This is a genomic window from Ammoniphilus sp. CFH 90114 (assembly GCF_004123195.1).
GTDB lineage: Bacteria > Bacillota > Bacilli > Aneurinibacillales > RAOX-1 > YIM-78166.
The window spans coordinates 561,163-575,061 of the sequence record NZ_SDLI01000002.1 but is presented as its reverse complement, the minus strand read 5'-3'; the positions used below and the strand labels follow the sequence as shown (position 1 = coordinate 575,061).

The 13,899-nt window shown below is 38.8% G+C and carries 14 protein-coding genes; 1 reads left to right on the top strand and 13 read right to left on the bottom strand.

The window, feature by feature from the left end:
• Positions 1 to 3 precede the first annotated feature (3 nt).
• The 4 genes from EIZ39_RS07590 to EIZ39_RS07575 form a co-directional block, all read right to left on the bottom strand.
• Positions 4 to 1,035, bottom strand: a complete 1,032-nt coding sequence (locus EIZ39_RS07590) for a glycosyltransferase family 2 protein (protein WP_129199054.1) — start codon at positions 1,033 to 1,035, stop codon at positions 4 to 6.
• Positions 1,036 to 1,059: 24 nt separating this feature from the next.
• Positions 1,060 to 2,223 carry a glycosyltransferase family 2 protein gene (locus EIZ39_RS07585; RefSeq protein ID WP_129199052.1) on the bottom strand — a complete coding sequence of 388 codons (1,164 nt, stop codon included), beginning with the start codon at positions 2,221 to 2,223 and terminating at the stop codon, positions 1,060 to 1,062.
• An 18-nt stretch (positions 2,224 to 2,241) separates the two neighbouring features.
• Entirely contained in the window at positions 2,242 to 3,030 is a 789-nt protein-coding gene (locus tag EIZ39_RS07580) for a sugar phosphate nucleotidyltransferase (RefSeq protein ID WP_164984960.1), read from the bottom strand.
• 181 nt (positions 3,031 to 3,211) lie between these two features.
• A complete protein-coding gene (locus EIZ39_RS07575) occupies positions 3,212 to 4,588 on the bottom strand; it encodes a sugar phosphate nucleotidyltransferase (protein WP_129199048.1) in 1,377 nt (458 codons plus the stop codon).
• Between the two features lie 221 nt (positions 4,589 to 4,809).
• On the opposite strand from EIZ39_RS07575, the gene EIZ39_RS07570 reads away from it, so the two are divergent.
• On the top strand, positions 4,810 to 5,607 hold the full coding sequence (locus tag EIZ39_RS07570) for a DUF6492 family protein (RefSeq protein ID WP_129199043.1): 798 nt from the start codon (positions 4,810 to 4,812) through the stop codon (positions 5,605 to 5,607).
• A 44-nt stretch (positions 5,608 to 5,651) separates the two neighbouring features.
• Here EIZ39_RS07570 and EIZ39_RS07565 read toward each other — a convergent pair whose 3' ends face one another.
• Genes EIZ39_RS07565 through EIZ39_RS07525 form a run of 9 tightly spaced genes read right to left on the bottom strand, consistent with a single transcriptional unit; the run spans position 5,652 to position 13,860 of the window.
• Positions 5,652 to 6,512 carry a hypothetical protein gene (locus EIZ39_RS07565; protein WP_129199041.1) on the bottom strand — a complete coding sequence of 287 codons (861 nt, stop codon included), beginning with the start codon at positions 6,510 to 6,512 and terminating at the stop codon, positions 5,652 to 5,654.
• Positions 6,513 to 6,558: 46 nt separating this feature from the next.
• A complete protein-coding gene (locus EIZ39_RS07560) occupies positions 6,559 to 7,563 on the bottom strand; it encodes a hypothetical protein (RefSeq protein WP_129199039.1) in 1,005 nt (334 codons plus the stop codon).
• 16 nt (positions 7,564 to 7,579) lie between these two features.
• A complete protein-coding gene (locus EIZ39_RS26465; protein WP_164984959.1) occupies positions 7,580 to 8,350 on the bottom strand; it encodes a hypothetical protein in 771 nt (256 codons plus the stop codon).
• On the bottom strand, positions 8,347 to 9,495 hold the full coding sequence (locus EIZ39_RS07550; protein WP_129199036.1) for an enolase C-terminal domain-like protein: 1,149 nt from the start codon (positions 9,493 to 9,495) through the stop codon (positions 8,347 to 8,349). Before EIZ39_RS07550 ends, EIZ39_RS26465 begins: the two co-directional genes overlap by 4 nt.
• Positions 9,496 to 9,525: 30 nt before the next feature.
• Positions 9,526 to 10,302 (bottom strand): hypothetical protein, encoded by a 777-nt coding sequence (locus tag EIZ39_RS07545; RefSeq protein WP_129199034.1) that lies wholly within the window; start codon positions 10,300 to 10,302, stop codon positions 9,526 to 9,528.
• An 18-nt stretch (positions 10,303 to 10,320) separates the two neighbouring features.
• A complete protein-coding gene (gene glf / locus EIZ39_RS07540) occupies positions 10,321 to 11,448 on the bottom strand; it encodes a UDP-galactopyranose mutase (protein ID WP_129199032.1) in 1,128 nt (375 codons plus the stop codon).
• Between the two features lie 28 nt (positions 11,449 to 11,476).
• Entirely contained in the window at positions 11,477 to 12,196 is a 720-nt protein-coding gene (locus EIZ39_RS07535) for a glycosyltransferase (RefSeq protein WP_129199030.1), read from the bottom strand.
• 28 nt (positions 12,197 to 12,224) lie between these two features.
• Complete coding sequence (locus tag EIZ39_RS07530) at positions 12,225 to 13,022, bottom strand: glycosyltransferase family 2 protein (RefSeq protein WP_129199028.1); 798 nt, start codon at positions 13,020 to 13,022, stop codon at positions 12,225 to 12,227.
• Positions 13,023 to 13,062: 40 nt separating this feature from the next.
• Positions 13,063 to 13,860, bottom strand: a complete 798-nt coding sequence (locus tag EIZ39_RS07525; RefSeq protein ID WP_164984958.1) for a glycosyltransferase family 2 protein — start codon at positions 13,858 to 13,860, stop codon at positions 13,063 to 13,065.
• Positions 13,861 to 13,899: the final 39 nt, after the last annotated feature.

Below are 13,899 nucleotides of genomic sequence, written 5' to 3'. Positions count from 1 at the left end.
GGTTCAATTATTATAGAATTCTATCGCCTTCCTTCTCCATTTTTCGCGCAAACGATGAGCCTGCCTAATTCTTCCCTTAGCCTCATAGTCCCTCAGCTCTCGTAATTTATTTTTATATCGTACTGTATTTTTCCAAGGAGGAGACACAGAGAGCAAATTAAGCTCTGGATCTAAAAAGCCAAATTTTTGATATATAATTCGAAGGTTAATATCCAAGTTCTCCCCTTCTTCTCCTAATGTCCTCGGATGTTCTTGATGAAACCCTACCCTTTTCTTGATACTTACAAAAGATAACCCCTTCTGATACAAGCGGTAGCCTAATTCCCAGTCCTCTAATCCATATCTAATAAACTTCTCCTCAAAACAACCTACACGTAGCAAATCCCTTTTCTTTATAGAGACGCATCGTGTCACTAATAAAAGCCATGATGCCACATCTGTTTCTCTATAGGCTTTCCTTGCTTCGCGACTTCCTGTTGACCATTTATAAACGTATTTTCCAATATCATGAAAGCGATGGTATAAGTCCTCCGGTTTTAGAACAGATACAATATTCTTTTCTGAGCCCCAAAAAGTATCCTGCCAAAGACCAAGTGGCTTTAGAACTTCATGCATTTCCCATTTTTGCTTCTCTGTAAACTCCGGATAATACTGGACATAAGTTCTATTCCACGAACCAGGAATTCCTGATACCACAGTTTTAGGGTATCTCTTGTGATATTTGTGAATGATCTCAAGAAACTCTGGAATTACGATAAAGTCTGCATCACAAAAAATAACATATTTACCTCTTGCAAGAGAGATTCCATGATTCCTTGCATAAGATCTACCCGATTTTTTTTCTGTATTCGAATAAATTAATGGATAGGATGCTTCAAATTTCTTTACTACTTTCTTGGTTTGATCCGTTGATCCGTCATCAACAACGATAACCTCGAATTTTTCTTTCGAAAAGGTTTGTAGATTAAACGAAGCTAGAGTTAAAGGTAATTGTTCTGCGCGGTTATATGCAGGGATAATAACACTATACCTCATAATTTCATTTTCACCTCCACCGCTTCACTTCACACTGGAATATAACTGGTTTACATACTTAGCAAACAACTGATATTTTTTCTTTCGCTTCACTTTATTTAATTCTGTCCAGAATAATCCTTCATCTAAGGGGGCAGCATTAGGTGGAAGCAAATTCAAACCCGGAAATTTAACTTTTGCACACCTCCAAATCAATTTGTCTAGTTGACAGCTAAACTCTTTTGAAATGATTCCATCGGAGAGCAACTGTTCCCGTTGAAACAAAAAGTCGCTTTTCTTTTGCTCTTTTCCAATCGAGACGCAGTGGCAAAGTGCCAGTTCTGGGGATTGGTGCTTATTAACCATATACTCTATATTGCGCCTCAAATCATCGTTCTGTTTGCTCATATTTCGTACGTGTTCCTGATGATAATTTCTAAGGGTTGGGTCTACGATAAATTTTAACCGCTCTTTCCACAAGCGATAGCCAACGTCAGTATCCTCGCAGCCATATCCGACAAATTTTTCGTCGAAGCCCCCTATTTTCCTAAGGTGCTTTTTCCTAACCGATACGTTCATGACTACAAAAAATACCCAGATAAAAAAATAGGGATGATTACCATAGGGAGCAAAGTATCTTGAAATATCCGTATCGAAATGAAGCAGTGGGGAATTCTTCATTCTACTGACTTCCTTTTCCTTAAGAAGGCGAGTGTAGCGCTTAAATTGGAGTTTTTCCTTTGCAGAAGAGTACCTTTTCCTCAGTTTAGGCCTATCTTGCACAAGAGACTTTACTAGGCGAAAGGTATGAGGCTTAAAGTCTTGATAGAGATAAGAATAAACGGATTGCCAGAAAGACCCGCAAACGACTGCATATTTGGACTTCCTATGATAATTTGCATGTCGTTCAATAAAATCCCTTTCAACGATCATATCGCTGTCACTAAAAAGAATCACGTCCCCACCAGCAGCTTCAATCCCCGCATTGCGTGCCCCTGCCCGGCCTTTATTAGGGTTGTTAAAAATATATTTTACTTCAAAATCCCAAGTCTTCCGTTCGAACCACTGCTTCGTACCATCCTGAGATCCATCGTCCACAATAACGACTTCAAAGTTCGGATAGGTTTGATAACGATAGGACTCAAGCGCATAACGCAGCCTCTCCTTCGAATTGTAAGTCGTTAACACTACACTTATTTTGGGTGTCATACAATCAGATACTCCAAACTATTGATCCCCTTTCTGTCCTTTACTCATTCGTTTCATAAATTTCATGAGATCTTCCAGTGTTCCCAAATCTTCATACTCTTTTCCTACAACACAACCTATCTTCATGCCATCGGTCTTAGCTCTCATAAACACGTCACCTAATACAAGCTCATTTTCCCCTTTATACTCATCTTGACAGCGCGTTAGATATTGCTGGAAAGACAATCTCCAAACCGCTGTACCCCAAGCGAATTTCGTTTTCGGCTTTACCTTTGGTTTATCATGAATGTCAAGGACATGACCGATACCATTCTCCTGTTCTTTAAAACGGACCATACCCAACTTCCACCAGGAACTGGTTGGAAACACCCCCAATACAACATGAAGGTCTTGATTATTTTTCATTACCTCTATCATTTTTTCAAATAAACTGGGAGGTTGAAAATAAGTATCAGGCATCCCGAAGAGCAGTAACGTATCATCATCTCCCCAAATCCAAGAAGTGACTTGGGCAAGAGCATCTACCATACCTTTCTGCTTAGGCTGATAAAGATAAGAAAAGTTCATACCTAACTCTTTTCCATTTAAATAATAGCGGGGAATATCCGTTTTCTGTGGATTAATTACAAAAAATACATGATTCACCTTAGCCTGTTGAAGGGATTTAATTAAATGAAGAGATATTGGGCTTACTCTTAAGTTTCCATTAACAGTCTGAAATCCTGCAGGATATAACTCTTTTGAAAAGGGTAGAGGCTGTAGCCTACTCCCCAATCCCGCTGCAGGAATAATCCCTATTAATCTCAAAGGTTTAGTCCCTCCTCTCCTGTCTACGTGCAAATGCTACTCTTATTATATGGTCTAACAAAAAAACGAACACGGCTTGCACCCTGTTTCTAATCCCTATTAGCGTACAATTTTTAACAAAAATAAAATGAAAGCAGCTGGCCTCTACTATGAGCTGCTGCCTTCCTCCTGTGAGAGAAAGTTAATCTCTAGCGCAATTCTGTTCAACCTCCTCCCAAGTCATATAAATTCTCTGTATATCTTCTTCTATTAATTCACTGCCTAATTGGACCTCAATAAATTCTAGATTCGAAATGGCCATTATTCCATGTTTCACCCCTACTGGTATCTGAAGTACATCATTAGGTTTTACGCGGTAGATCTTGCCATCTATTGCAAATTCCCCGTCACCTGAGATAATTGTCCAAACTTCGTTTCTTTTCTGATGAAGTTGATAGCTGATGTTTTTTCCTTGATTAATTTTTATACGTTTAGTTAGTACTTCATTTCCATTCGGCGTCTTAATATGCTCCAATACTCGGTAGCAGCCCCACCGCCGCTCTTCATACATCGGCCTATTCTTATTGTCCTTCACATATTGCTTAATCTGATCACTTGCTGATTTCTCAGATACTAGAATTCCATCCGGACTAACAGCAACAATAGTATTTGTTAACCCCAAAACCGATACGGGCAAGTTTAATTCATTTATCAGATGAGTATTTATTGAGTCTGAACTCACCATTCCCTTTCCTAATACATAGGAATCCATTTTAGCGGTTAAAGTACTCCAGGTTCCTAAGTCAAACCAAGATCCATTAAAGGGAATGGCGATGATATTTTGTGCTTTTTCTACTACTTCATAATCGAAACTAGAAATAGGCAACTTTCCATATGACTCTAGCAATTGATTATAATCCTTTGGCAATCCCTTTTGTTCAAGCAAAGATAGAATAAACCCTAGTTTGAATGCAAAAACGCCACAATTCCACAATGCTCCATGGTCAATGAGTTCTTTTGCTCGGTCTGCACACGGCTTCTCTACAAAACCACGTACCGGTATTGGTGTACTCTGCTCTTCTCCCTCGCCTTTAGACTTAGGAATAATATAGCCAAAATTCGTTGCGGCATAGTCAGGAGTTTTACCTATGAGAGCCAAATCAGCTTTTAATTGGATTAAGTATTCTTCTAACTTTAAGATCGACTTATAATATTCTTCTCCTACATAAGGATCTGCAGGCATAAAACAAACAATTTCATCTAATGGAATCCGCTCAATGGAATATAAATAAGTGGAGGCTAAGGCTATTGCTGGAAAAGTATCTCTGCACTCAGGCTCAATAATAAGAGGGACATCACCCAACTGATTTTGCAAGATATCGATATGAGATTTTCCTGTACTAATTCTTGCTGCATCCTGTAAACCAACAGACTTTAGTTGTCTCCAGATCCTTTGAACCATAGACTCAAATTGACCGCTTGGCCCCCTTAACACTTTCAAGAATTGCTTGGATCTAGAATTGTTAGAAAGGGGCCATAACCTCTTACCGGAACCACCAGAAAGTAGAACGAGTTTCATTTGAACACCCCTTAATGAAATTACCGACTCTACTCCTATACTATGAATTATTTTCCTATCGGTTTTAGGTAGATAGCTAACTTTGTAAAAATCATCAAAAAACTAGATGTCATTCTATTAAAATAACTGACATGTAATAGTTTACTACACAATCTTTTTAAGGTTAGTCCGCATATTGTAAAAGTGGGAACACCAAAAACTAGAGAGGAGGGTTATAATCTATGAACAAAAGGAAAGAAGTAATAGAACTTAACAACGAGCGTTTAAAAGGAAGCAATGTGAAAATCGACGTTTTCATACCTGTCATTGAGAAGGACATCATGGTTCTCCCGTCTGTTATCGACGGCATTAGAAGTCATGTTATGCATCCCATAGGGAAATTCTATATCATATCCCCAGAAAGTGAACTCATTAAAGAATGGTGTAGGAAGAAGAAGTGTACGTTCATTGATGAAAATACCGTGCTGCCTATTACCAAGCAAGAAGCTGGTTCAGGATGGATATATCAACAGTTGCTAAAATTAAACGCTGACAAAATATGCTTGAATAAGCATATCTTAGTTGCTGATGCGGATACCATTTTTATAGCTCCTCACGCTTTCATCCGAGGAAAGAAGACTATTTTTTACTGTGCAAAAAACTATTGGGATTATCCACCCATATTCGATCATTTTGCCAATTTAACAGGGCTGCAAGCGGTTGCCCCCATTTCATTAATTAATCATTATATGCTCTTCAGCAAAAAGCGACTCATGAAATTAAAAAGGAGAATAGAATCTATCCATGGTAAGCCGTGGTATCAGGCAGTACTAGATACGATCGACCCAACCGCCTATTGTCCAATTTCCGAATTTGAAATATACGGAAATTACATGCTAGCTAAGCATCCTTCAAAAGTTATTCTAGCCAAGGGGAAAAATCGCGAGCGCAGAAGCAGTGATTTTTACAAATTGCATACTTTAAACTTTAACAAGTTGTCCAAAAAGTTCAATAGCATCTCCTTTCATAATCGAGGATAAAAAGATAATGAAGCAACCCTATCTATGGTATAAGGTTGCTTTATTTATTTATTCATATAACCCTTTCCTATAAATTTGTTTATTTTTCTAATAAGGGCATCTGTTTTTTTGTAACCTATTTTCCTAAGTCTGTTATTCATAAATCGCTTATGATAGTGGATAATATACGGTCTTATACTGTCAGGGGAGAATTTTTCATGCACCTTCTGATTAGTCTGGAAGTTCATTTTAAGAGGAAAGGGGGAAAACGGGAATTTTCCATCTTGAAGGGCTAAAGTCAGTGCGATTTGATCGGTAAAATAGCTTTGTTCGGCTAGCTTCAGTAATTCTCCTTCATAATGGTCAAGTAACAAAAGTATATACTTTTTCCACAATTTTCTTAAGGGCTCAACATATTGTCTAGGTATCGCTATAACTCCCGAATTGAAATAGGGGACGGTTTTATTTCCTAAGAAGGTTTCCATTTTCTTTTTGGGGAAGGGAATATCAAAGGTGGAGAACACAAGCTTCCATTGTTTACGGGATAAGAAGTCAACATAGACCGGTGCTGCTTGAATACGATCACCCTTGATTTGTTTCGTAAAATCACGAGCAACCGCTATATCACAATCTAGAAGTAGTAAGACGTCGAACTTCAATTGGTTATCTATCTCCAACATTCTAACCTTATTCGAACAAGGAGATCTTACATCGAATGGTTGGGAAATTCGCACATCCACACCTAGATCCTTTAACTCCTTCTCAATGCTAGGATCTACACTTTGATTAAAATAAACCATGCATTTCTGCTCGGCCATCTTCCCTCCAAAATGTTTTAAGGTCTTGAATAACACTAGAATCCTCTTATGATAGAGCTCCGTATTTTCACCGAAACATGAAATCACAACTGTTTTCTTGCCTCCCATGTCTTACCTCCTTTCTCCTAACTCCTAATTTACCTTTCATATATTGTTATTTTAAAAAGTAACGGTTTGATTTTTTAAATGGGTTCTTCTTTTTCTTCTGGTAGGAAGCAAAATTTTTTCTATAGGCAATTCTTGATTCGTCAAAGATGGGTTCACCGCTCGCAAAAAAGTCATAACTCCATGCTGTTTTTTTGTGATTCTGTTGTCCCATTTCTCTTAACTCTGTCATATAACGATCCTTTAATTTAAGAAGGTTGGCCTGGCTCATTGAATCATGGGAAAATTTTTTTACCATACTTTTTAATCTCCCCGTTTCGGCACCGGAAAAGTGAAAAAACTTCAACTGCTCCCCGTTAACCCGCCAACTTTCTTCTTTCAGCGAGACTTTTCTGTTAGCAGTATTCCAATAAGCAACATTATAGCCTGGGTGAGTAATAGCTCCTGCATTAAAAAAATAAAGAGCTAAATTTAACCATTTCTGGTCAAAAAAGAGACCTTCTGCAATGTCCTTATAACAGTAATGTTCTAACCTCTTGTGCCACCAGTCAAGAAAACGTCGTGACTCCTTAGAGTTCTTAAGGGCCAAAAAACCTGCATTAAATATTCCGGTTCGCAAAATGGGGAGTTCAAACTTAGGTACGCTAGCATCGCTAGCCTGTATTGTAGTATGGGGGGTAAACAAGATGTCATGATTCGAAAATAAGGCGGGGATCTCTGTCAGAGGGGCATATAAACGGATATCGGTATCTAAATAAACAAAAGTTTGTTCTTGTTTGTATTGATCCATGACGTATTTTAGGAGTGCCGCTTTCAGGGAGTTAGCAGCTTCAAACCTGTTATATTTAAAGATAAATTGGTTGAAATGATTAAGCCCTAGGTCTTTTGCTAGGACCAAGTTATCAAAAGGAGTAAAGTCCCATAAAGAGGGATCCAGTTTTTTCTCCACAACACACAAGACAACGATAGCATGAGGCATGTGTTCCTTTATAGATTTTGCCATCACTTTTGCTCTAGGGATGTGATTATTCGTAGTAACACTACAAATGAGCATAAGTTACCTCCCTTATTTAGTGTTTATATATCCACTTCCTTACCTCTTTATCTTTAATGGGGTGGACCACATAAACATGATCCTTCTTTTTTGCCTTTTTTACCTCTTTTAAAGTAAGGGCAGGTTTCCAACGAAGAAACTTCTTGAACGATGATGGATACCTTCTAAATTTTGCATTGCAGGAGACTGCAAGTGTAGGATAGAGCATCTCTCCCATATTACGAACCTTTACTTTTGAAAAGAATTCCTCTATCCGCTTGTTGTTTATTTTATCTAGCATTTTCTTAACAATCTTCCTCCTATAACACTGCAAGGGATTCGATGTTCTATATATCTTGCTTGGGAGAATATCTTTCCAGTATTCCCTTTCTTCTAGAAGCATTTCAGCCGGCTTCCAAATATCCCGATCAGTATGATCATACGTTTTTGTAAACTTCCACATGCAATCATAACCTACCATTGCTTTTTCTAACATGGCTTCATAACCATGATTCACAAACATCATGTCATACTCCATATAGACCAAGTAGTTATATTTTACTTTTTCCTCTTCTAACCATCTCGCGACGTCATAGAACATACGCCCCGTCATCGTAGGCTCAAAAGGTCTGCTATAAGGACAAATTTTTATTTTCTCTTTCTTCCTCGTTCTCATCCCAAATTTAGGATTAGTACCCCCATTATAAAGAATGATACAAGTATCCTTTTTATTGTATTTTTTTATGTTTCTCACCTGCTGAAGGAGGGCATCTTCATCTTCATGAGCTAACAGGGCATAAACAATCATCTAACAGCCCAACCTTCATCGCACACTTTTTTCTTAAAATAAGGATCATCGAGAACCAAGCCAAACCCTGGTAGATCTGGAACCAGAACTTTCCCCTCTTTAATTTCATAGCCTGATGTACACACACCGGGCACATGGACTTCATCCCACTCTATAAAGGTGAATTTATCCATATAGCAAGCAATATGGGCACTCGCATAATTGCCGAATGGTCCGCCGTAATTATGTGGCGCCTGTTTCACCCTCGTTCCTTTTAATTCGTCCTCCAATTCCAGCAGCTTGTTAAAACCGTAAAATCGTATATCATACTGAATCATGTCTATGAGCCCTTTCTTCGCCCAATCCACGAGAGCCGGGGCTGCTGTTAACCCTTCCCCATCAGCTATCATGACATGAATCTTATGCAGATTCATCCACTCATGTAGGTCTTCAAGTAAGATAGGATCTTCGTAGAATGGCTCTTCAATAAAAGTAAGGTTAGAATGAGCGGTCTCGGCAAGTACCTGCTTGGTTATATTCAAATTATAACTATTATTCGCATCAATCATAATATGAGCGCTAGAACCGACAGCTTCTCGTATACCATTAATAACAGCGATATCCCTATTAATCCCTTCCATTAACGGCATATGACGTGCTCCACGACCGACCTTTATCTTGAAGGATCGATGCCCCATGTTCCAACCATCCAACGCTCTCTCCTGCATAAACTTTATAGCTTCAACCTGATTGGACAAATGAAGTTCATCAAAGTACAATGTCGATTCGTAAATAGGTACTTGGAGTTGCGTAATTAATTTCTCACCTGAAATAATATCGTATACCGGCTTACCAGTGACCTTCCCTAGCCAGTCTAGTAACGGATACTCCAGCGATCTAAATTCTTCATTAATCCTGCCGTTCGAGCTGAAAATGTGGCGGACAGGCTTACCAATCCAATGACTGGCTTGAGATTTCGTTATCCTGGACCAGCCAAAACCAGTGATACCTTCGATTGTCACTCTTGCCACTTCGTTCATGTATACTTTTCCATGCCAACCTTTTCTAGCATTACAGCCTATTTCTCTCCATCGTTCCCCAGGCAACAACACCCATTCTACTTTCTCTATCCGTGCACTTGAATTGAGAATAGACGATAAATCCACCAGCCTACCTCCTTTGCTTAGATCGTCAATTTAGCCCTTTTTATATATCCATTCACGAACCTCTTCATCCTTCACGGGATGTACGGCAAAGATATTACTTTTCTTCTTTGCTCGTTTCATATCTCCGATGGTTAAAGATGGCCTCCATCTCAAATACTTTTTTGTATTACCTGGGAAGGTTCGAACTTTCGCACCGCAGGAAACGGCAAGGGTGGGATACAGCATTTCTCCCATACATCTGATTTTCACCTTGGAAAAAAACTCCTCCCACCTGTCCGGAGAAATTTTCTCTAGTATCTTTGACATGATCTTTCGACGATAAGTTTGGAGTGGGTTAAATGTTCGCGTAAGAATACCTCCTGGAAATATATCACCCCATGGCTCTATTTCTTGAAGCATGAACTTACCTGGCTCCCACTTTGTTTTTTCAGGGTCTGTAATTGTACGATTAATCTTCCATATGCAATCATAATCTTTAAGCCATTCATCAAGGGCATCTTCAAAGCCATCATTGACAAACATCATATCTGATTCAAAATAAACAAGGTAATCATATTTTACTTTTGTTTCCTTTAACCATCTTGCAACATCGTAGAACATTCTTCCGGTACCCTTAGGTTGAAACGGCCTGCTGTATGGGCAAATCTTTATCTTTTCTTTCTTGGCTACCTTTTTTCCAAACTTTTTATTGTTTCCACCATTGTACAAGACAATCAGTACATCATCTCGGTTATACTTCTTGATGTTCCTCACCTGTTGTAATAGCGCCTTTTCATCCTCATGGGCCAACAAGGCATAACAAATCATCGTTTTCACCTCCGATACTTAAATTTTCTTTTCTGCAATCTCCTTAAACAGCGTTAATGCCCGAGCAACCGCCTGGTCCATATTGTAATACTTGTAGTCAGCTAATCGACCAGCAAAAAGAACCTGGTCCTTAATCTGCTCTGCTTCCTTAGCATAGAGCCCGTAACTCTTGCGATTGTCTTCACGTGGGATAGGGTAATAAGGTTCATTCTCTTTAGGGTTATAAGACTGGGGAAATACGAACGAGATCGTAGTATGCCTTGAATTTTGTCCTGTCAGATGCTTTTGTTCCAATACTCGCGTAAAGTCGTATTCATGTGGATAATTAATGGTCCCTACTTCTTGATAATACTCTTGATTCATGTTTTGAAACTCAAAGCGAAGGCTGCGATAAGGGAGGGTGCCATGCTTATATTGAAAATACTCATCAATCGGTCCCGTGTATATCATTCGATCAAACTTAATAGCACCAATAAGCTCTCGATAGTCTGTATTTAATAAAAGTTTGATGTTCGGATGGCGCAGCATTCGGCTGAATAATACGGTATATCCATGTTTAGGCATTCCCTGATACGTGTCTTGAAAGTATCGGTTATCCCTGCTAATATACACCGGAACGCGTGCTGTTACCGATCGATCCAATTCTTCTGGGTTCAACTGCCAATGTTTCAAAGTGTACTCATAGTACACTTTTTTGTAGACGTACTCTGCTAAAAAAGTTAAATCCCCACTTGCTGTTTCACGAAGCTTTAAGATAGGGACTTTCGTACCGAAACCAAAATTGGAAATGAGGAGTTCTTCCAGCTTTTCAGCATACCTTGGAGGGAAAAGTTCATAGAGGGAGTTCAAGTTGAAGGGAACAGGAATCTTCTTACCGTCAACTACAGATAAAACCTGGTGGAAATAAGGGCGCCACTCCGTAAACTTAGACAAGTACTGCCAAACCATTTTCGAATTAGTATGAAACGTATGAGAACCATATTTATGAATCAGGATTCCGTTGTCGTCATAACAATCATAAGAATTCCCACCTATATGTTCTCGTCTGTCCACTAATAGGACCTTTTGATTCATTTGGGATGCAATACGCTCAGCTAGAGTCGCTCCGGTAAAGCCCGCCCCAACGATCAGCCAATCTACTTTCATTCATTTACCCTACCTTCCCGAAATTTGTCTATTTTATCTTCCTATACTTTTTTAATATTTTCCGTACTTTATCGGGATTCTCTTCAACCACGTTATCGCAAGTAAAGCTGCCTCTGATATTTCGATTATGAATAATATACACATAATTCTTCTTTGGCATATATTCATGAGGAAGCTTCACTGCCCCAGGATGGCCGCCTTTAAGCTGATATCGAAATCCTTTTAAATAATCACTCGTTTTGTAGATTAGTGTATAGAAAGGAGGGGATTTCCTAGGGTCAATGGACAACCGATGATGGACAGCATCATATTTATATCCCTTATTATTAATTAATACTTGGGTATCTTTTTTTGGCTTCCAGTCATAAAGCTGCTGGACAAAAGTCCTATGGTACATATCATCTGAATCCAGTCGCACCATAAACAGAAAATCAGAACCGTCTGCATACCTCATTACATGTTCTTCGATCTCTCCAAATCTTATAAATCTGATATTGTGAGGTAGCCTATCAAACTGATTAAGACTCTCGGTTACTATTTCCTCAGATGCTGGATCATACTTAATTAAGGCTAGAAAATTTTGATTGGTTTGTGCCTTTAAGCTTTGACAAGTATACTTCATAAAGATGGACAACCTTTGATCGATCCAAGGCTTCGTCAGCCTAGCGATATGATCGGTGCCGTTGTTCCTATTCTTTTTTTTCAGTTCATTGAAGCTCAGGTTAAAAACAATGCATTTTTTAGGCATTATCTCTCCTCCTAATAAAAACGCCAACCTAGTTCTTTTCTACTAATTCCGCAATTTGAAGATAACCTGATTTATTAGTCGTATAGACGGGCAGATATTGACTCCCCCACTTATTTAAGTAATATTCAATTACTTGTCTCCTTAGCAAGTTACGATGCTCAATAAAATTCTTTTGGGTTAATTGATTTCCATGCTTTCGTCGATTGCCTAGATGCTTGTCAATCCAATATATCGGATATCTGTCTATCAATTTAAGACAGATTCTCCGGTCCTCCATTAGCCTGCCTTCAAACGGGTCATTCGTATCCCATCCTCCAACGGAACGAACAGCTTCTGTTCGAAAGCATCTTGGCTGTAACATATTTTTAAAATATCGCAAGAAATCATATTTATTCTCAAACGATCGGTGGCGCATATAGCTTTTGACCACAAGTTCACCATCTTTTTCCTTCACAATATTAACATTTCCATAAAACAAAGCCGTTTCTTTAGATGCTTTTTGAATCGCTTTATTGAATTCTTTCAGAGTTCTCCTCTCAAACCAATCATCTGAATCTAATTGTACAAAGTATGGAGTATCAACCATAGATAAAGCATGGTTCATTACTTTTGATATTCCTACATTTTCTTTCAGTTTTACGTAGGTTATCCTTTTGTCGTTTAGAAATGCTTTAACTACTTTTTCTGAATTATCCGTCGAGCCATCATCAACTATTAATAACAGCCATCGTTCAAAAGTTTGCTTAAGGACACTTTTAATGGCCTTCTTTAAGGTATGCTCCCGATTAAAGGTTGGGATTACAACGGTAAAGAGCGGATTGCTCATTTCTAAGAACACCTCATTATTTCAGTTTTCCAGTAGCAGGTCATGGCTGCTGCTCATCGTTAGGGATCAATTCTTTTAAGACTAACCATCCATCCTTTCGCATCTCAAACACAGGCTTATAATGTCCTCCCCAATGCTCTAACATCTTCGTGTACAGCCATCTTCTTACTGTCGCAAATTTAGCCCGGTCAATCTTTGTTAAGTTTGTGGTGTGGATTCTGTAATTGTAAAGGTCTACATCGATCCAATGGAATTGACTGATGTTGATTAGCTTAAGGAGCAAATAACGATCTTCTCCTAATCGCCCTTCATAAGGAATATCCGGCTCAAATCCTCCTACTTCTCTTACGCTTTCCGTACGCAAAAAACGAGGATAGGGTATATAGGGGTACATAATAAAATCATATCTATCCTGAAAGGAACGATATTTTTGGACGCTCCGTAATTTTAATCCCCGCTCCTCTTGCTTCCAACGAATGGTATTTCCGTATACTAAGGAAACCGTTTGAGGCTGGGTCTCTATGGCCTCTAAGAGAAGCTCTAAGGCGTTTGGTTCTAGCCAGTCATCGGAATCAAGAATAACAAAATATGGAGACGTAATTTGGGATAAAGCAAAATTCAGGGTTTTTCCTGTACCTAAATTGTATGGCATCTCTATTAAGTGAATACGTGGATGTGCTAAAAACCGTGATGCTACTTCAACTGAATCATCTGTTGAAGCATCATCAATAATTAATAATTCCCAATCCTCGCAGGTCTGCCGCAGAATACTTTCTACTGCTTGAGAAAGATAGGAAGAACGATTATAAACGGGAATAACGACGGTTATCTTGCTCAAAATCATCACCTCCCTTTTACTTACAATTAATCACTCCAA

What these genes read in the sequence shown, in the direction of transcription:
- EIZ39_RS07570 (WP_129199043.1), top strand. Translation starts at nt 4,810, where the DNA reads ATGAACAAAAGGAAAGAAGTAATAGAACTTAACAACGAGCGTTTAAAA.
- EIZ39_RS07530 (WP_129199028.1), bottom strand. Translation starts at nt 13,022, where the DNA reads ATGAGCAATCCGCTCTTTACCGTTGTAATCCCAACCTTTAATCGGGAG.
- EIZ39_RS07585 (WP_129199052.1), bottom strand. Translation starts at nt 2,223, where the DNA reads ATGACACCCAAAATAAGTGTAGTGTTAACGACTTACAATTCGAAGGAG.
- EIZ39_RS07560 (WP_129199039.1), bottom strand. Translation starts at nt 7,563, where the DNA reads ATGCTCATTTGTAGTGTTACTACGAATAATCACATCCCTAGAGCAAAA.
- EIZ39_RS26465 (WP_164984959.1), bottom strand. Translation starts at nt 8,350, where the DNA reads ATGATTGTTTATGCCCTGTTAGCTCATGAAGATGAAGATGCCCTCCTT.
- EIZ39_RS07575 (WP_129199048.1), bottom strand. Translation starts at nt 4,588, where the DNA reads ATGAAACTCGTTCTACTTTCTGGTGGTTCCGGTAAGAGGTTATGGCCC.
- EIZ39_RS07545 (WP_129199034.1), bottom strand. Translation starts at nt 10,302, where the DNA reads ATGATTTGTTATGCCTTGTTGGCCCATGAGGATGAAAAGGCGCTATTA.
- EIZ39_RS07535 (WP_129199030.1), bottom strand. Translation starts at nt 12,196, where the DNA reads ATGCCTAAAAAATGCATTGTTTTTAACCTGAGCTTCAATGAACTGAAA.
- glf (WP_129199032.1), bottom strand. Translation starts at nt 11,448, where the DNA reads ATGAAAGTAGATTGGCTGATCGTTGGGGCGGGCTTTACCGGAGCGACT.
- EIZ39_RS07565 (WP_129199041.1), bottom strand. Translation starts at nt 6,512, where the DNA reads ATGGGAGGCAAGAAAACAGTTGTGATTTCATGTTTCGGTGAAAATACG.
- EIZ39_RS07590 (WP_129199054.1), bottom strand. Translation starts at nt 1,035, where the DNA reads ATGAGGTATAGTGTTATTATCCCTGCATATAACCGCGCAGAACAATTA.